Source organism: Enterococcus mediterraneensis (genome assembly GCF_900604485.1).
GTDB lineage: Bacteria > Bacillota > Bacilli > Lactobacillales > Enterococcaceae > Enterococcus_C > Enterococcus_C mediterraneensis.
On record NZ_UWOP01000001.1, the window covers coordinates 893,978 to 911,079 of the forward strand.

The window sequence follows — 17,102 nt, forward strand, 5'->3', positions numbered from 1 at the left end:
AAACCTCGGAAAAACTTTGTTATGATAAACAGAAAAAAGGAGCGTAAGCCGATGAGTATCACCGTCAAAGATGTAGCAAAAAAAGCGGGGGTTGCTACTTCTACTGTCTCGCGCGTGATCAATGATCATCCCAGCATATCAGAAGAGACAAAGAAAAAAGTCCGGCAAGTTATGGAAGAGCTTGGTTACGTTCCTAACATGACCGCCCGCAACTTAGGAAAACAAATCTCCAGTGCCATCGGAGTCATTCTGCCGCCGCTGGATTCCAAGGAACGTTTGGGCAACCCCTTTTATCTGGAAACTATCGAAGCTGTCAATGAAGAAGCAAGCCGCTTCCAAATGTCAGTAGCAGTCGCTTCCGCTCCTGATTTCGATATTCTTTTGGAAAATGTCAAACGAATGCATCTGCAAAAACAAGTAGACGGTTTTATTTTGACCTACTCCGACAATCATGATCCTGTGATCGACTATCTGTTTAATAATAAAATTCCTTTCGCATTGATCGGACAAGCCTATAAAAATGAAGACAAAATCGTATTTGTAGATAATGACAACCAATTGCTGGGGAAACAAGCGACCGAACATCTGATTGAAAACGGACATGAACGGATCTTGTTCATCACCAATGTCACGCGGGAAAATTTGTATTTTGAACGGTATTTCGGTTATCAAAAGGCCTTGATGATCGCTCAGTTACCAGTCTTTCCTGCGATCACTTTCGAAGGACCGGAAGATTATGTCAATTTTGAAGAAGTACTGAAAGAAACACAAGCTACCGGTCTAGTAGTGATCGATGATCTTTTCGCGGTGCGGGTGATGCAACTGGTGAACTTGTTCGGCTATCAAGTGCCTGATGATCTTTCTGTAGTCAGCTTCAACAACTCGATTTTTTCTACATTGACCCATCCTTATCTGACAAGCGTAGATATTGACGTGGCTCAATTAGGCAAGATCGCTACACAAAAATTGATGGAACAGATCAATCAACAAGGCTCTTCCGGTATCCAAATGATCGTTCCTCACAAACTTATTCGTCGAGAAACCGTTCTAGATTTGCGAAAAATCAAAAACAATCAATGACAGGATAAAAGCAAAAGACAGACCAAAAATGGTCTGTCTTTTTTATCTGCTAAGACTAAGATTTTATTTGTTTCCTGGTTCAGAAGCGATGATTTTCAGTTCGCCTTCTAACTGCCAACGGTTGATTCCGTTTGGCAAAATGCAGCTGGCGCCTTTTTTCAGTTCGTAAGTTTGGCCGTCCACAACTAGATGACCATATCCGTCGATCACTGTCATCAATGTATATGGTGCATGGGCATCGATCGTAAGTTGTCCTTGGACCTGCCATTCATAAACATTGAAGAAATCCGTTTTCAAATAAGTGATCACTGATGATTTTCCTTGTCGGATCTCAGTAATATTATTTACTGGTTTAAGGGCTGGTACTGTTGTCACATCAATGGATTGTTGGATGTGAAGTTCCCGTGTATTCCCTTGATCGTCTTTTCGGTCATAGTCATATACACGATACGTGGTGTCAGAACTTTGTTGGGTTTCTAAAATCATGATTCCCTTACCGATAGCATGGATCGTACCACTAGGAACATAATAAAAATCACCTTTTTTGACTGGTACGCGTTTCAAAAGGTCATCCCAACGACCGTCGTGGATCATATCCGCTAATTCTTCGCGGGTTTTCGCGGTATGACCATAAACGATCTCTGCTCCTGGTTCAGCATCAATGATGTACCAGCATTCTGTTTTGCCTAGTTCACCTTCATGTTTCATGCCATATGCATCGTCTGGATGAACTTGCACAGATAATTCATCTTCAGCGTCAAGAATTTTTATCAATAATGGGAAAACCGGCTCGCTGGGATTTCCAAAAAGTTCTTTGTGATCCTCCCATAATTCTGTCAGTTTTTTTCCTTTAAATGGACCGTTTTCAATAACGCTTACGCCATGGGGATGCGCGCTGATTGCCCAATCCTCACCGATTTTATCATTTGGGATGTCAAAACCGAAAACAGAACGCAGACGGCTGCCTCCCCAGATTTTTTCTTGAAAAACAGGTTTCATAAATAATGGTTCCATGGTATTGCTCCTTTCTTTACTCAACTTATTATAGCATTTTTTGTTTTTAGCGGAGTCTTTCTTTTTGATAAACCGCCAAAATTTCATCTCTTTCACGAATATAATCCTCACGGAAATCATTCGGATGAATGCGATTGCTCAAAAAGATAAAAGCAGTCTGCTCTAATGGATCCACCGACAGAAAAGTCCCTGTATATCCGGTATGAAACAGAGTAGGATGTTGGTTTTCTCCCATATATTTCAGGTCCCATCCAAGAGAACGCTGCCCATTGCCTGTCGGTGTTTGATCCTTCAGCAAATAATGAATCGTCTCTTTTTTCAAAAATGGCTGCCCGTTGACCATTCCCCAATCAAGATACATCCCAGCAAATTTTTCCAAATCAGTCAGGTCAGTGAACAGTCCGGCATTGCCCGCGTGTTTTCCTAAGACTCGTGCTTTCGGATCATGGGTGATCCCGCGTAAGATACTGCCGTCTGACTGCTGCTGTGTGGGCACAGTTTTTTCAACGACGGGAGTAAAACTGCTGTTTGACATAGCCAGCGGCGTCAAAACTTCTGTTTGAAACACTTCCGTCACTGGTTTTTGGTAGATTTCTTCCAACATAAAACCTAAAAGGATCGTTCCGGCATCAGTATATTTCACTTCTCTGCCAATATTTTTGCCATTTTGCAAACCTAAATAGGCTTTTCGCAGTCCTTCACTGTCTAACTGGTCACGGTTAGGGATCCAAGTTTCGATATCTGCGGTATGGGTCAACAAATGCCGCAATGTGATCTTTGAATTGGCAAAATCCGGCAGATATTTTTGTAACGGTTGATCGAAATCTACTCTGCCTGCTTCCCACAATTTCAACACGACTGTCGTTGTACAAACTACTTTCGTCAATGAGGCTACATCAAAAAGCAGTTCTGCTTTCATAGGGACTTTTTCAGGCAGGATCGCCGCGTCACCGTAAACACCCCGCTCTTTTTTCTTATCGTGGATCATCTCATAGACGACACCGGGATAAACACCTTGTTCCATTTTGTCTAAAATCATTTTTTGGGTTTTCGCAAACATTTCTCACACCCCTTTTGATCAGGCCTTGCACCTGATCTATTCAACTATCTAATGTTGAGTGTACGAGAAAAAGCTCGATAACTCAACCGATTGCCTTGAAACATTTCCATTTTTTCCTGATGAAACATACAAAAAAATCCCAACGACAGCTGACAACCACTTTTCAAAACGAAAAACGGTCTTCTGCGTTGGGATTTTGGATTGTGATCTAGACTTTTCTTATTCTACCTCAAAGGTCACTGCTGAAATGAATCGTTTGATCCGTTCATTATCTGTATGGAAGAATTCTTCCGGTGTACCGTCAAAAGCGATTTTGCCGTTTTCTAAAAACAAGATCCGATCGGCGACACGTCGGGCGAAATTCATATTATGAGTAACGATGATCTGTGAGCGTTCGTTTTTAGCCAGATTAGAGATGACTTTCAAAACTTCAAACTCCAACTCTGGATCCAGCGCACTGGTTGGCTCATCGAACAACAGAAATTCCGGCTCAAGGGCTAATGCGCGGGCGATTGCGACCCTTTGCTGTTGTCCACCTGATAAATAATTAGGGTATTCTTGAGCTTTTCCTGCTAGTCCTACTTGATCCAAAAGCATTTGTGCCTGTTCTTCTGCTTCTTGCTTTTTCTTGCCTAAAACATAGATCGGTCCTTCTGTAATGTTTTCCAAAACAGTTCGATGAGGAAACAAATGGAAGCCTTGAAAGACCATGCCGGTTCGGCGACGAAACGCCAAAATCTCGGATTTCCCTAATTTTTTAGAAAAATCAACTTGCTGCGTTCCGATGCTGATACTGCCGCTGTCTGGGATCTCCAATAAATTCATACAACGAAGCAGTGTTGACTTTCCTGAACCGGAAGGACCGACGATCACCGTAGTTTCATTGTCCCGAATCTCTAAATCGATATTTTTTAACACTTCTACATTATTAAATTTTTTGCTGATTGCTTGAATCTTGATCGACATAAGTTCCTCCTATGAAATGACGGTATAACGGGACGTCCATTTTTCTAATTGTGATTGCAGTAAAGTCAATACTGTACAAAACAGCAAATAGAAAACAGCGACTTCGATATACAGCGTCAATGGTTCATAAAAACGTGCAGCGATCCGCTGACTGACCATGAACATTTCTGTCACAGTGATGGTGGAAGCTAGCGATGTGTCTTTCACTAATGAAATAAAGGTGTTTGACAAAGGCGGCAGACAGATCCGTACTGCTTGCGGTGCGATGATCCGTCTTAAAAGCGTTTTTTGATCCATTCCGATCGCTTGAGCCGCCTCCCACTGACCTTTCGGGATCGCCAAGATCGCACTGCGGATCGGTTCTGACGCATAGGCACCGGTGTTTAGCGAAAGTGTCAATGCGGCCGCAAACCATTTATCCAACTCGATCCCGATTTGTGCCAACCCATAAAAAGCGATAAACAATTGGACTAGCAGCGGTGTTCCACGAAACAGCCAAACATAAAAAGCAAAAATATTGTTTAGTATTTTCGATTTTGATAAACGACCTATAGCAGTTAGTGTCGCGAATACCAATCCCAACACGAACGAGACCAGCGTCAAGGGAATCGTCACTTTCAGACCGGCTAGAAAGATCGGTCCGGCGGCATTTATAACTATTTCTTGTATTCGATCCATACCTATCTCTTACTCCTTAGTAATATCTTCATTGAAATATTTCTCTGAGATCTTGGTCAACGTACCGTCTTTTTGCAATGATTCCAATGCTTGGTTGATTTTTTTCAACAAATCTTCATTGCCTTTTTTGACAGGGATGCCGATCTTTGTAGCATCGTCTGAGGTTGCTGTGATTTGGATCTCAGCTTTTGGATGTTGTTTCAAATAATCATAATATGCCACGTCATCATTTAATGTAGCATCCGCCCGGCCTCGCAACACCAATTCGATCGCTTGGTCAAATCCGCTAGTGCTTTCTAATTCAGCACCATACGATTCAGCGACTTGACCATAATTGCTGGTAAGCGACTGCGCAGCTTTTTTACCTTTTAGATCATCAAAACTCTTGATTTCTTGATTGTCTTTTTTCGTGATCAACGCTGTTTTGGAAAAAGTGTAAGGAACACTAAAATCATATTTTTCTTTCCGTTCATCAGTGATCCCCATTTGATTCAAGATCACATCGGTTTTCCCTGCATCGAACGCCGCTAACAGAGAATCCCATGGTGCTTCAAAGAATTCTACTTTATAGCCCATTTCTTTTCCGACTGCTTTTGCTACATCCACATCAAAGCCGGTCAACTTGTCTTTATCATCATGAAATGAAAACGGTGCGTAAGTTCCTTCCGTTCCAACAACTAATACTTTTTCTTCTGATTTGCTTTCTTTGGAAGAATTTCCGCAAGCAGCCAACAAAAGCAACGCTCCGCTTCCTAATACAGCAATTTTTAATAAATTATTGATTTTCATAAGTTCTCTCCTTATATCTGGGAAAGGATAGTGATTTCCAGCAACTTCCCATAGTTTTTCTTCTATTATATGAACGAATCATTTAATGATAGGTATAAAATTTATTATAGTCAATCTTATTCTTACCGTCTTGTGATAAGTATTTTCGCAGTGTGATAAGCAATAATTATCACATTCCAACAAGATTTTCTTCAGTTGCTTGTCAAAAGACAGGACTTTGATTTATTTCAATCTGTTTTGGGGTTTTTAGCGGAAAAACCCTCTCCCGTTTTCTGAAATATTACAAGAAAGTAAAAATACAACCTTTTTCGTAACATTTATCATCGTTTTGTGAATAAACGTCATCTTACTTTTACCAATGAAATATGAATCCATGTTAAAGTATCACTTGTATTCGAGAAATACACAATCAGCTTAGTGAATCTGACCTAAGCACATACGGAGGAATATTTTTTATGAAGTTAAGTAAAACATTGTTATTTGGCGGACTTCTAGCGGCAGGTTTAGGATTTTCATTTGGCTCAAAAGCAGATGCAGCTGAAACTTATACAGTAAAAAGCGGAGATACTCTTTACTCTATCTCTCAAGCATTTGTTGGAGACGGAAGCTTGATCGATATTATCGCAGATGACAACGATATCGCTAACCGCAACTTGATCTATGTAGGTCAACAATTGACGATCGATGCTGATGGTACAGTAGACGCAACACCAGTTCAAGAAGCAGCACAAGCTCCTGCACCAGCTGCACAAAAAACACAAACAACTTATCAAAACACACAAACGACCCAAACAACTCAAAAAGCAGCAGCAAAAACAACTACTTCAACAAGTTCTGCAACTACAAGCTCTGCTAAAGAATGGATCGCACAAAAAGAATCAAGCGGTTCTTATACAGCCCAAAATGGTCGTTATTATGGTCGTTACCAATTGGATTCTTCATACCTAAATGGTGACTATTCCGCAGCAAACCAAGAACGTGTTGCTGACAACTACGTTTCTAGCCGTTACGGTTCTTGGGAAGCAGCAAAATCATTCTGGTTAGCAAACGGTTGGTACTAAGCCGACTTTTGCAAATCAAAGAGTAACTGAAAAGAGATTGTGACATAAATCAATGCTGATCAATGTATCCGACCGATACATAAGTTCTTAAGAACCTGTATATCGTTCGGATACATATCAGTTTGATAAACTTATGTCACAATCTTTTTTTGTACATTCTTCAACTTAAAAGCATTTGAAATAATAGCAAAAATCAACCAATCATTTATCAGATGTTACGAACCACCATTCGATACCGATTGCATCATATACCGTCAGGATCTTCTTCTTTTTATCCGCATAAAACTCTATTCCAGAAGACGTCAACTGTTCTTCTAAAAATAGCAGATCTTCTTTTGAGACCGCTATCTTCAAAAAATCCAATCCTAACACTTCATGGGTTTTCAAATCGATAGTTCCGCCCTTTGCTTCTGTCAGTTCTATGATAAATTGCTCGTTATCACAGGATTGTAGGTTTTCAGGAACTGTCATTTTCAGCAGATCTGTAAAAAACTTGCTTTCTTTTTGCAGATCGCTTGTATGCAAATGGACTTTGCCAAAACGAATATTTTCAGAAAGATCTGCATTTTCGTCTGAAGCTTCTTTTAATAATTCTTCTGGAGCACCTTGCTGTTCGGCAGTTTCTTTGTAATAAAATTCTAGAGGATTGCCCTCTGGATCATTGGTCAAGATTCCCCAAGCTTTTTCGTAAGGGGTATATTCACAATCATTTTGCTGTTTCAACCGTTTCAATAAGCTTCCGATTTCTGCTATCGGCACAACTAACCGCAGCCGTTTTAATTTTTTGATTTCCCCAAAATGGTCATTGGCACGAGGACTTTCCTCCAACCATAATAATTCATCTTGACTTTCGGCTGTACCAAAAATCGCCAATTCATTCTCTTCTCTTTTTAATGAAAAACCAACCACATCTCGATAAAATTTGATCATCTTATCTCGGTCTTTTACACGAATAGCAACGGTCTTCACACGAGTCCGCTCACCTAAAGTAAATTCTGCCATACCTATTGCCCCCTTCTATCCCATCAACATTTTACTGACAAATTCAAAAACTCGCAAATGATATCCCTTGAAAATCCATTTAACTATCACAAAACAGGATTTTTTGCAAAAAACAAAGCTCTTTTCCATAAATTTATTTTGGAATTTGGTGTATTTTCAACGATTTATCTCCCTAACAGCCGATATCGCGAAAAACAGACCGCTATTACATGTATACCATTTATAGCATATTGGTAAATATGACTATTTTAAAGGGCTATCAACAACTATACATTTCACTTTCCTTTTGCTATATTTAACAGTAAAGACAAAACAAAGCGAGAGGTATTATGGAAGAAAAATATTTGCGTTTATTAAAAGCGAACTTTCCTGAAAAGGAAGCTGTTTTGACGGAATTGATCAATTTGGAAGCCATCCAGCATCTGCCGAAAGGTACGGAACACTTTGTCAGCGACATCCATGGCGAGTTCCCCGCCTTTGATCACGTGTTGCGAAATGGTTCCGGAAGCGTAAAAGAAAAAGTCGCTGAATGCCTGCCTGAGCTTACACAAGAGCAATTGACTGAACTATGTACGTTGATCTATTACCCAGAAAAAAAGATCCAGAAAATCCAAGAATTACGAACAGACGAAGAAACAACAGCGTGGTTCCGTATCGTTTTGCCGCTGTTGTTAAAAGTCACGAATTATGCGGGGCGAAAATATACTCGTTCCAAAGTCCGTAAAGCTCTTCCTCAAAAATTTGCCTATATTATAGAAGAACTTCTCAGCGAGTCTGATCCGCAAAAAGATAAAGTCGATTATTTTGATGCGATCATTGAAAAAATTATCCAACTAAAACAAGCACCAGCACTGATCACCGCATTAGGCTATACGATCCAGCGGTTGGTGGTAGATCATCTCCACGTTGTCGGCGACATCTTCGATCGAGGACCTCAACCGGATTTCATCATCGAACGTTTGATGGAGCTGCCTTCAGTAGATATTCAGTGGGGCAATCATGATCTTGTTTGGATCGCCGCTATTTCCGGTTCCGCGGTAGCGGCTTTGAATCTGATTCGGATCAGCGCCCGTTACGGCAATCTGGAAATCTTAGAAGATCGTTATGGGATCAATCTGCGACCGCTTTTTGCTTACAGCGAGAAATACTATGCGCCGCTACCGGCGTTTCAGCCAAAATTCGATGAAGAGCCTTGTCATGCAGAGGAAGCTCGTCTTCTTAATCAAGTCCAGCAGGCGGCCGCTATCTTACAATTCAAGTTAGAAGGCCAACTGATCCAACGTCGGCCATGCTTTTTATTACAGCCGCGAAACGTATTAGAATATATCGACTACCAAAACCAAACGATTCATTTGAATCAGCAGACTTATCCGTTGAATGATTTTCATGCGCCGACGATCGACCCCAAACAACCGACTGCATTGACCTTAGAAGAAGAAAATTTGGTGGATCGTTTGCTGACTGCTTTTCAACATTCGGAAAAATTACGGCGGCATATGGATTTTTTGATGGAAAAAGGCGGTATGTACCTGTGCTACAATAATAATTTATTGTTCCACGGCTGCATCCCTCTTCATGAAAATGGTGATCTGAAATCACTGCGGATCGAAAATGTCACCTATGCTGGTAAAGAACTACTGGATTATTATGAACAGCAGATCCGCAAAAGCTACCGCGAACCGGATCAACGGACAGATCTTGCAACAGATCTGTTATGGTATTTGTGGATGGGTGAATGTTCTTCTCTTTTTGGCAAAGAAGCCATGACGACATTTGAACGTTATTATCTGCTTGATCCAAAAACACACGTAGAGAAAAAGAATCCCTATTATCGTTTGCGAAATGAAGAAGAGATCTGCCAAGAGATCCTGAAACTATTTGGATTACCGGAAACAGGTCACATCATCAACGGACATACACCGGTCAAAGAAAAACAAGGGGAAAATCCCATCAAAGCCCACGGTCGATTGATCGTGATCGATGGCGGTTATGCGAAAGGGTATCAAAAAACCACCGGTATCGCCGGCTACACGCTTTTATCAAACAGCTACGGCATGCAGCTGGCTGCCCACCAGCCCTTCACCTCTGTCACAGATGCTGTCGAAAACGGGACAGATATTTTATCCGTTTCACGATTGGTAGCCGTAGCGGAAAAACGAACCAAAGTAAAAGATACTACCATTGGTCAAAAGATTACTCAGGAGATGGATGACCTGGAAATTATTTATCAGTTTTTCGATAAATTTTAGTGTATAATGATGATAAATAAAGGCATAACTTGCGATTTTTAAGAAAACCTGAATTTTATTTTGGCGTTTCTTTAAAAGCTTTTAGAAAGGTTGCAACATTTCTGAAAATGGACTAAAATTCTACCATCTTACAAAATGAAAGTTGGTAAATTAAAATGAATTTTATTTCCTTACAGGACTTTAACGCATTGCGTTCTGTCGAAGATATCTCTATCATCGATATCCGTGACCAAACTGATTTCGAACTGAATCATTTGGCAACAGCTCAATCGATCCCATCTACAAGCATCCCTAACCGATTGGATCAATTAGATCCAGCAGAAACTTATTATATCATCAGTTATTCCGGACGACGTTCAGAAATCATCGCGAAGTATTTGACTAACCATGGTTTCAAGGCGGTCCACGTTATCGGCGGAATGCGTGCTTTATGGCATACAGCTGCTTAGCTTCAAACAAAATAAAGTTGTTAGGTTATCGCTGATCGTCTGCTCATGGCAGGCGGTTAGTTTTTTGGGCAAAAAAGGGCCCTCATAAAAAAAAGGAAGAAGGAATACATATATCATGACAAAATTATTAGCAGTACAAGCCCATCCGTTATCACGAGAAGAATCTCGTTCGATGCAGGCATTTCATACATTTTTAGAAGCTTATCAAGAAACTCATCCAGAAGATACGATCGAGATCTTGCCATTATATACTTCTGATATCCCTGAAATCGATCAGGATCTTTTATCTGGTTGGAATTTTTTAAAGGGCGGTCATTCGTTTGAAGACTTAGAACCTGTGCAACAAGAAAAGATCCGTCGTTTTGATGAATATACCGATCAATTCCTTGCAGCAGATAAAGTTTTGATTGCAAATGCTCTATGGAACTTGAATGTTCCCCCTCGTTTATTGATCTGGATCGATGCGATCAGTGTTGCTGGCAAAACTTTCCGCTACACGGCAGAAGGACCTAAAGGATTATCTACCGGCAAAAAAGTCATGCATCTGCAATCCAACGGCGGCTACTACAACGGTAAAGATGCCGCTTCTCAATACGTGAAAAAGATCATGGATTTCTTGGGTGTGGATTCCGTCCAACAATTCTTCATTGAAGGCTTGGATTATGATCCAGAGCATGCAGAAGAAATCTTGCGTTCCGCTTTAGAAGAAGTCAAAACACTGGCAAAAGAGTTTTAAAAAATAAACGGTCAGTTTCATAATAAATAACCGAATGAGCCGCGCTGTTTCTGACAGCATTTGGCTCATTCGGTTATTTTGTTCTGCCTTGCTTGTATGTTTTGTCTAAGTTTGATCCTTTTTTTCCGTTAATTCGATCTTTTCTTCATATAGTCCCGAGATCTTTTTATACCATTCAAACAAATGTGTAATCACTACTTTGGCAGCAGCATATACCGGAATCCCCAAGATCACTCCCACGATTCCAAATAACTTCCCTGATGTCAGCAAGACTAACAGGATCGTCACCGGATGGATCGATAGTTGACTTCCTAGGACCAGCGGCGAAATGACACGTCCTTCGATCGTCTGCTCAACGACAAATACGATCAATACTTTCACCAGCATGAATGGACCGATAACGATTGCCAAAAAGACGGCAGGGATCATTGCTAAAAACGAACCAAGATAAGGAACCAAATTCAAGACACCCGCGATCAACCCTAACGTGATAGCATAATCCAGCCCAATGATCGCAAATCCGACAATAAACATCAGCGCCACAGCAAATGCCACAGTCAGCTGTCCGCGGATATAAGAAGATACTTGATCATTAACTTCTTTTAATACTTGATAAGTTGGTTTTCGCAAACGGATCGGCAGAAATTTAACAAAATACGGTGCCAACTTGCGTCCGTCTTTCAGCAAATAAAACAGGATAAACGGCATCGTGATGATCGCAACGATGACGGTAGCGACGGCACCGACAAAATGTCCGATATTTTCGATGGTAGACTTGGAAAAGTCCCGGATAAATGTCGTCAGCCAGCTGGTCACTTTATCCCCGTATGATTCCACTTGATCTTGGATCTGTGAAAAAATCGGATCGTTCAAGATCTCTGTCACTTTATTATCGATAGTATTCAAATAATCTGGAAAATTATTGGCAAAACTCAATGTTTGTTCTCGAATCTTTGGTATGATCACTACGATTCCCCAAACGATCAGGCCTACCAAAAGCAGAAACAGCAGTGTGATGCTATATACCCGCTTCATTCCCTTCTTTTCCAAATAATCGACAGCCGGATTCATCAAATAATACAAAATTCCTGCCATCACGATCGGCAAGCTGACGACCCCGATAAATTCCATGACTGGTTTAAATAAATACGCGACTTTCGTAAACGCGTTGAGGATCAAAAGAACCAATAAAATGATCAGTAAAGCTGTCACAAATTGATTATTTAAAAACCATTTCCAGAACCAGGAAAATTTCCGTTTTTCTTTTTGCTCCATACTTTCATCTTCCCTTCTATGGATAAGTCACCGTCATACCGACTGCGATCTCAGGCAGTTCGTCCGGCGCTAGATAAATACCGTTAGCGATCACATTTGTTTCCGGTACTGTATCAAAAACAAATGTTACATGCTGCAGCGAGTGCAGGTTTTGGTTCGCGATATTTCCCACGAAGGTCACGACATAAGATTTTTGATCAAACGCGATTTGATCGCCTGGTTTTATAGTAATGGCTTGCGGGTCAGAGATCTCTTGGATGATGGAATAACGTCTCAACCCTTCTGTCGCCTTGTCGCCGAAGAATAGTAATATTTTTTCTTTTTCATCGATAGCGTCTTTTCCGACTGCGATGATTTTTCCTTCTTTCATAACTTATAAACCCCTTTCTTGCATTTAAAAATATTATAACATAGACGATCATCTGATGAACGCCGTCAATCTTTATATGGTAAAATAAAAAAGTAATTATCTTTAGGAGGGAGAACTATGTTGAAAAAAATATTTCTTGGTACCTATACACGTCGCGAAAGCAAAGGTATTTACTCTATTGTATTAGATACTGAAAAAGAAACACTGGAACAATTAGAATTACTTACAGAAGAAAACAGCCCTACTTATCTAGCTCGCAGCGAAAGCAAGTACACTTATACCGTAACATCCGTTGAAGATAAAGGCGGTTGCGGGGCATATGATCCGGAGTTCACTTTTTTGAATGCGGTGACAGAAGAAGGCGCTCCGTTATGTTATGTGGCAGTCGACGAGCCGCGCAAACTGGTTTACGGCGCGAATTATCATAAAGGCGAAGTGAATGTCTATCGAATTTTGGCAGATGGATCATTAGCGGCATCAGACGCGCTTTACCATGACGAACCGACAGGCAGTCACGAAAACCAAGATTCAGCCCATGTCCACTATACTGATCTGACTCCTGACGGTCGTTTAGCTGTCTGCGATTTAGGTACAGATCGTCTTTATACTTACGATGTATCGATCGAGGGCAAACTTACTGAAGTTTCGGTCTATGTTGCAGAAGATAAAACCGGCCCTCGCCATTTAGCGTTTCATCCTAATCAACAAATCGCGTATTTGTTTGGTGAATTAGACAGTTCTATCACTGTTTTGCGTTACAACAAAGAAGACGGCTCTTTCACACCGCTGCAAAAAATCTCGACACTGCCGGAAGATTTCCATGAATTCAACAGCGGTGCTGCGATCCGAGTATCTAACGATGGTCGTTTTGTTTACGGATCAAATCGCGGGCATAATTCCATCGCTGTTTTCCAAACTGAAAATAACGGCGAAGAGTTATCCCTTATCCAACGGGTATCATCGGAAGGCGATTTCCCTCGAGATTTCGCGTTAGATCCTACCAATCAATACTTGGTGTGTGCAAACCAAAACAGCGACAATTTGACATTATATCGCCGCGACAGCGAAAGCGGTAAATTGACGATGATCCAAAAAGATGTGTATGCCCCTGAATGCGTCTGCGTCTTATTTGAAAAATAATGGAGGAATTTGATGTTTTCTAAAACCCCTGTTGAATTGTTACTAAAAGATTTTTCACATATTTTGAGCAAGTGCCAATCGATCTATGATTTGGTACTGGGACGCCACTACAATGAATCTCTAGCGATTTTGACTACTGCGGAAGCCTACGCTCTCGCAGAAAAAGCCTATATCCGCTGCGACCAGAATAAAGAATTGCAGACGGCAGAAGTCGAAGAGTTTATTGAAGCCTTCAATATCTTTTATTTTGAATTGAAACAAGTCTTATTCCACGACGATGACGACCTGGTATCTCTGCAAAATCGTTTGACTAAAATGCAGGATGACTATGAAGCGCTGACTGCCGCGTTTCAACTTTTATAAGAATATGAAAGAGGGAGCTTCCATGAATCAAGAAGAAGTGTTGACACGTTTAAAAGAAGAGCTGGAAATGCCTTTGTTCAATGGTAAGATCGAAGACAAAGAGTACAGCGAAGAAGAATATCAACAATTAAAAGCAGACCTTGTCCGCTATTATGACGATTATGTTCGTAACGTTGAAAATTAACAATCGTGTAAAGCAAAACTATCCGGATGAATAGTCATTCGGATAGTTTTTTTATGCACTTATTTTGTTTTCTCAGATTTTAAAGAAATAATCTTCGTGGCGACATTTTCCAAAAAGGTTTCATCGTGTTCCACAATCAGCATCGTCGGCTGCACCTCATGGATGATCTGTTCCAGCTGTTCTTGGTTGAAGACATCCAGATAATTCAGCGGCTCATCCCAGATAAATAATTCCGCCGGTGTAGCAAGAGATTTTGCCAGTTCAACACGCTTTCGCTGTCCCATGCTCATTTGTTCAATGGGATTGTTGAAGACATTGCGCTCGACACCTAATTTCCGAAGGTTATTCAGCAAGACTTCATAAGAAAGCTGATGTTCTTTTGCGAATTCTATCAGCGTTCCGCGATTGTCTTCGTAATTTTGCCGTACATAGCTGATATTCAGATTTTGAGGTCGCAATATTTCCCCGGAAGCTTCTCCGTCGAATTCTCCCAGAAGGTACTTGATGATGGAAGATTTTCCTGATCCGTTAGGCCCTTTAAACGCGATCCGCTGTCCTTTTTCCAAGTCAAAGCTGATAGGTGCAAACAACGGCTTGTCGTAGCTTAACTGCAGGTTTTCCACCTGCAGCAGCAGCTTGCGATGAGTAGGCTGGAAATTCATGGTCAATGGATCAACAAATTCAATGTTTTTCAACAGCTTTTCTTTTTCCGCTGCTTGATCCTCCATCCGTTTGACGATTGCTTTGGAACGCTTCATCGTTCGGGCAGCCCGAGCACCAATAAACCCAGTGTCAGCAACGGCTCCGCTGCCTTTTTTATTTGGATCGCCGTATTTATCTTTCTCTCTTCCCCGTGACCATTCAGCTTTTTCCGCCGCGGTCTGTTTCAAGCGGCCGATTTCTTTTTTCAGCTTCGTGTTTTCATCTTGTTCATGATGATCCCGCAGATTTTTTTGTTCTTCATAGGTAGAAAAGTTTCCTTGATACATCACCAGTTGGCTTCGTTCAATGGATAAAATATGATCCACCACTTCATCGACAAAATGCCGATCATGACTGACCAAAATAAAGCCTCGCCGCTTATTTCGCAGATAATCCGCTACTTGGTTCCGGGCTACGATGTCCAAATGATTGGTGGGTTCATCGATCAGCGGAAAATTCACATCATCCACAAACAGCAATGCCAACAAGACTTTGGTCTGTTCCCCGCCGGATAAACTCTCAAAGGGGCGCCACAAGATCTCAGGATCCGTTTGTAAAAGATTCAATTCCCGTTCGATCTTCCATTGCTCAAACGAAGACAGCTCCTGCAAGACGTAATAGGTCAACTGCATCTTGTCCTCGATATGCTGTGGGAAGTAAGTAAAGGATACTTGATGCTGGATCGTTCCGCTGTAAGGAAGTTTTCCTCTCAATAGATTCAGCAGTGTCGTTTTGCCGCGACCATTCCGCCCGATCAAACCAAGTTTCCAATTGGTGTCGATGGTCAAATTTGTTTGTTCAAAAAGGTTCGTTGTTTGACTATCAAAGCCAAACGTTAAGTTTTTTATTTCAATCGTTGTCATAGTCGATCACCTCGATAAAAAAAGCCTCTCCTATTTTCAGGACAGGCTTTTTCCACATCACGGCATCAAAAAAAAGATCCCGCATTCGAAAAACATAACCAATCCTGAAAATCTGCACACTACACCCGTCAAAAAATGAATCGACAAATGTAATCTTAATGCAGCTTCGATCAAGTTGGTTAAATTTTCAATGCAGGATCCCTCATTTCGTATTAGATAAAACAAGAATAGCATTTCTCAGTACATTGTGCAATCATTGAAAACTTTTTTACTACAAAAAAATTGGCCTATACACTATAAACGATCCAATATTAATTATTAAAAAAACTGATGTAAATCATTTAATAACATAATAAAAAACCATCGGGTTGGTTAGGCCCGATGGAAAAAGGAGTAATTACTCTTATAAGGAGTAAAATGAAAAATAAAAAGGTTGTTGTTGGTTATGAATTAAGTATACGACCTTTTCTCTTTCACGTCCTAAAAATAACGTTACATTTAAATTAGATAACTCTCGTTTTCTGTTTTAATTTTATTTAAGCAGCAGATTGGTCATGCGTTGGATCGAAAATGAGATCTCATCAGTTGCTTCATCTTGTTTTTGCTCAGAAGCGTCAAATGCCGCTACATCGACAACTTCTGCGTTTAGACTGGCGATCATTTCTTCACAGCCGGCCACATATTTCATATATGAACGTTCAAATTTTTTATGGATCCCCATGACTTTTGCCGGCGGACGCAAACGGCTGATTTGCTGCAGCATTTCTTTATATTTTTCAGTTCCCTCAGTGAATAATTCAGCGGTCTCTTTGATTTCTTCCGCCGATAATTCGTTTATTTTTTCATCGTCGATCGCAGCTCGAATTTTTTCATAATTCGGATTCATTTTTTCTCCGATCGTCTCTGTATTTTGCACGATATCATTGATCGTTTGTACGTAAAATCCTAAATTGGGTCTCACGAATCCATCCCTACTTTCTTATTTTGTTGTTCCTATTGTCCCATTTTTTCCGCCGCAAGAAAAGAGTTAAATTAAAATCCTGCTATCTTGCCTAGTTGTTTCTTTCTACCATCAAAAAAAGTACAAAATCCTAAGATTTTGTACTTTTGATTTGTCATTA

The 17,102-nt window shown here is 40.6% G+C and carries 18 protein-coding genes; 8 read left to right on the forward strand and 10 right to left on the reverse strand.

The genetic code is table 11. The features are described 5' to 3' along the window. Positions 1-21: 21 nt before the first annotated feature. Positions 22-1,080, forward strand: coding sequence for a LacI family DNA-binding transcriptional regulator (locus tag EFB00_RS04215; RefSeq protein WP_122645671.1), 1,059 nt, complete (start codon positions 22-24; stop codon positions 1,078-1,080). 63 nt (positions 1,081-1,143) lie between these two features. Here the strand turns inward: EFB00_RS04215 and manA are convergent, their stop codons facing one another. The 5 genes from manA to EFB00_RS04240 form a co-directional block, all read right to left on the reverse strand. Further along, positions 1,144-2,094: a mannose-6-phosphate isomerase, class I gene (gene manA / locus EFB00_RS04220; RefSeq protein WP_122645672.1), complete on the reverse strand. Its 951-nt coding sequence runs from the start codon at positions 2,092-2,094 to the stop codon at positions 1,144-1,146. A gap of 46 nt (positions 2,095-2,140) precedes the next feature. After that, a complete protein-coding gene (locus tag EFB00_RS04225) occupies positions 2,141-3,154 on the reverse strand; it encodes a serine hydrolase domain-containing protein (RefSeq protein WP_122645673.1) in 1,014 nt (337 codons plus the stop codon). A gap of 219 nt (positions 3,155-3,373) precedes the next feature. Next, positions 3,374-4,120 carry an amino acid ABC transporter ATP-binding protein gene (locus EFB00_RS04230; protein WP_122645674.1) on the reverse strand — a complete coding sequence of 249 codons (747 nt, stop codon included), beginning with the start codon at positions 4,118-4,120 and terminating at the stop codon, positions 3,374-3,376. Positions 4,121-4,129: 9 nt separating this feature from the next. Continuing rightward, a complete protein-coding gene (locus EFB00_RS04235; RefSeq protein WP_122645675.1) occupies positions 4,130-4,798 on the reverse strand; it encodes an amino acid ABC transporter permease in 669 nt (222 codons plus the stop codon). A gap of 9 nt (positions 4,799-4,807) precedes the next feature. Further along, positions 4,808-5,587: an amino acid ABC transporter substrate-binding protein gene (locus tag EFB00_RS04240; protein ID WP_122645676.1), complete on the reverse strand. Its 780-nt coding sequence runs from the start codon at positions 5,585-5,587 to the stop codon at positions 4,808-4,810. A gap of 455 nt (positions 5,588-6,042) precedes the next feature. Between EFB00_RS04240 and apf the strand changes: the two genes are divergently transcribed. Further along, positions 6,043-6,648: an aggregation-promoting factor gene (gene apf / locus EFB00_RS04245; RefSeq protein ID WP_122645677.1), complete on the forward strand. Its 606-nt coding sequence runs from the start codon at positions 6,043-6,045 to the stop codon at positions 6,646-6,648. 201 nt (positions 6,649-6,849) lie between these two features. Here apf and EFB00_RS04250 read toward each other — a convergent pair whose 3' ends face one another. Beyond that, positions 6,850-7,650 (reverse strand): VOC family protein, encoded by an 801-nt coding sequence (locus EFB00_RS04250; protein WP_122645678.1) that lies wholly within the window; start codon positions 7,648-7,650, stop codon positions 6,850-6,852. A 329-nt stretch (positions 7,651-7,979) separates the two neighbouring features. Between EFB00_RS04250 and EFB00_RS04255 the strand changes: the two genes are divergently transcribed. From EFB00_RS04255 to EFB00_RS04265, 3 genes are all read left to right on the forward strand, one after another. Further along, on the forward strand, positions 7,980-9,899 hold the full coding sequence (locus tag EFB00_RS04255; RefSeq protein WP_122645679.1) for a fructose-1,6-bisphosphatase: 1,920 nt from the start codon (positions 7,980-7,982) through the stop codon (positions 9,897-9,899). A 155-nt stretch (positions 9,900-10,054) separates the two neighbouring features. Further along, positions 10,055-10,348 (forward strand): rhodanese-like domain-containing protein, encoded by a 294-nt coding sequence (locus EFB00_RS04260; RefSeq protein ID WP_122645680.1) that lies wholly within the window; start codon positions 10,055-10,057, stop codon positions 10,346-10,348. A 115-nt stretch (positions 10,349-10,463) separates the two neighbouring features. After that, positions 10,464-11,084, forward strand: coding sequence for an NAD(P)H-dependent oxidoreductase (locus tag EFB00_RS04265; RefSeq protein WP_122645681.1), 621 nt, complete (start codon positions 10,464-10,466; stop codon positions 11,082-11,084). A gap of 105 nt (positions 11,085-11,189) precedes the next feature. On the opposite strand, the gene EFB00_RS04270 is transcribed toward EFB00_RS04265, so the two are convergent. After that, complete coding sequence (locus EFB00_RS04270; protein ID WP_122645682.1) at positions 11,190-12,359, reverse strand: AI-2E family transporter; 1,170 nt, start codon at positions 12,357-12,359, stop codon at positions 11,190-11,192. 16 nt (positions 12,360-12,375) lie between these two features. After that, entirely contained in the window at positions 12,376-12,729 is a 354-nt protein-coding gene (locus tag EFB00_RS04275) for a PTS glucitol/sorbitol transporter subunit IIA (RefSeq protein ID WP_122645683.1), read from the reverse strand. A 117-nt stretch (positions 12,730-12,846) separates the two neighbouring features. Between EFB00_RS04275 and EFB00_RS04280 the strand changes: the two genes are divergently transcribed. From EFB00_RS04280 to EFB00_RS13405, 3 genes are read left to right on the forward strand one after another with little or no spacing between them, the layout of a single operon-like run. Further along, entirely contained in the window at positions 12,847-13,869 is a 1,023-nt protein-coding gene (locus EFB00_RS04280) for a lactonase family protein (RefSeq protein WP_122645684.1), read from the forward strand. Between the two features lie 12 nt (positions 13,870-13,881). Further along, complete coding sequence (locus EFB00_RS04285; protein ID WP_122645685.1) at positions 13,882-14,232, forward strand: hypothetical protein; 351 nt, start codon at positions 13,882-13,884, stop codon at positions 14,230-14,232. Positions 14,233-14,254: 22 nt separating this feature from the next. Then, positions 14,255-14,416, forward strand: a complete 162-nt coding sequence (locus EFB00_RS13405) for a hypothetical protein (RefSeq protein WP_164709422.1) — start codon at positions 14,255-14,257, stop codon at positions 14,414-14,416. 59 nt (positions 14,417-14,475) lie between these two features. Here the strand turns inward: EFB00_RS13405 and EFB00_RS04290 are convergent, their stop codons facing one another. Beyond that, positions 14,476-15,981 (reverse strand): Lsa family ABC-F type ribosomal protection protein, encoded by a 1,506-nt coding sequence (locus EFB00_RS04290; RefSeq protein WP_122645686.1) that lies wholly within the window; start codon positions 15,979-15,981, stop codon positions 14,476-14,478. Between the two features lie 532 nt (positions 15,982-16,513). Further along, positions 16,514-16,942, reverse strand: coding sequence for a hypothetical protein (locus EFB00_RS04295; protein ID WP_122645687.1), 429 nt, complete (start codon positions 16,940-16,942; stop codon positions 16,514-16,516). Between the last annotated feature and the right edge of the window lie 160 nt (positions 16,943-17,102).

Bases quoted from the DNA above. Each gene is read 5' to 3' on its own strand.
- EFB00_RS13405 (WP_164709422.1), top strand. From the start codon at position 14,255: ATGAATCAAGAAGAAGTGTTGACACGTTTAAAAGAAGAGCTGGAAATG.
- EFB00_RS04260 (WP_122645680.1), top strand. From the start codon at position 10,055: ATGAATTTTATTTCCTTACAGGACTTTAACGCATTGCGTTCTGTCGAA.
- EFB00_RS04290 (WP_122645686.1), bottom strand. From the start codon at position 15,981: ATGACAACGATTGAAATAAAAAACTTAACGTTTGGCTTTGATAGTCAA.
- EFB00_RS04250 (WP_122645678.1), bottom strand. From the start codon at position 7,650: ATGGCAGAATTTACTTTAGGTGAGCGGACTCGTGTGAAGACCGTTGCT.
- EFB00_RS04240 (WP_122645676.1), bottom strand. From the start codon at position 5,587: ATGAAAATCAATAATTTATTAAAAATTGCTGTATTAGGAAGCGGAGCG.
- EFB00_RS04225 (WP_122645673.1), bottom strand. From the start codon at position 3,154: ATGTTTGCGAAAACCCAAAAAATGATTTTAGACAAAATGGAACAAGGT.
- EFB00_RS04275 (WP_122645683.1), bottom strand. From the start codon at position 12,729: ATGAAAGAAGGAAAAATCATCGCAGTCGGAAAAGACGCTATCGATGAA.
- EFB00_RS04255 (WP_122645679.1), top strand. From the start codon at position 7,980: ATGGAAGAAAAATATTTGCGTTTATTAAAAGCGAACTTTCCTGAAAAG.
- EFB00_RS04235 (WP_122645675.1), bottom strand. From the start codon at position 4,798: ATGGATCGAATACAAGAAATAGTTATAAATGCCGCCGGACCGATCTTT.
- EFB00_RS04280 (WP_122645684.1), top strand. From the start codon at position 12,847: ATGTTGAAAAAAATATTTCTTGGTACCTATACACGTCGCGAAAGCAAA.
- EFB00_RS04230 (WP_122645674.1), bottom strand. From the start codon at position 4,120: ATGTCGATCAAGATTCAAGCAATCAGCAAAAAATTTAATAATGTAGAA.
- EFB00_RS04265 (WP_122645681.1), top strand. From the start codon at position 10,464: ATGACAAAATTATTAGCAGTACAAGCCCATCCGTTATCACGAGAAGAA.
- EFB00_RS04270 (WP_122645682.1), bottom strand. From the start codon at position 12,359: ATGGAGCAAAAAGAAAAACGGAAATTTTCCTGGTTCTGGAAATGGTTT.
- EFB00_RS04215 (WP_122645671.1), top strand. From the start codon at position 22: ATGATAAACAGAAAAAAGGAGCGTAAGCCGATGAGTATCACCGTCAAA.
- manA (WP_122645672.1), bottom strand. From the start codon at position 2,094: ATGGAACCATTATTTATGAAACCTGTTTTTCAAGAAAAAATCTGGGGA.
- EFB00_RS04285 (WP_122645685.1), top strand. From the start codon at position 13,882: ATGTTTTCTAAAACCCCTGTTGAATTGTTACTAAAAGATTTTTCACAT.
- apf (WP_122645677.1), top strand. From the start codon at position 6,043: ATGAAGTTAAGTAAAACATTGTTATTTGGCGGACTTCTAGCGGCAGGT.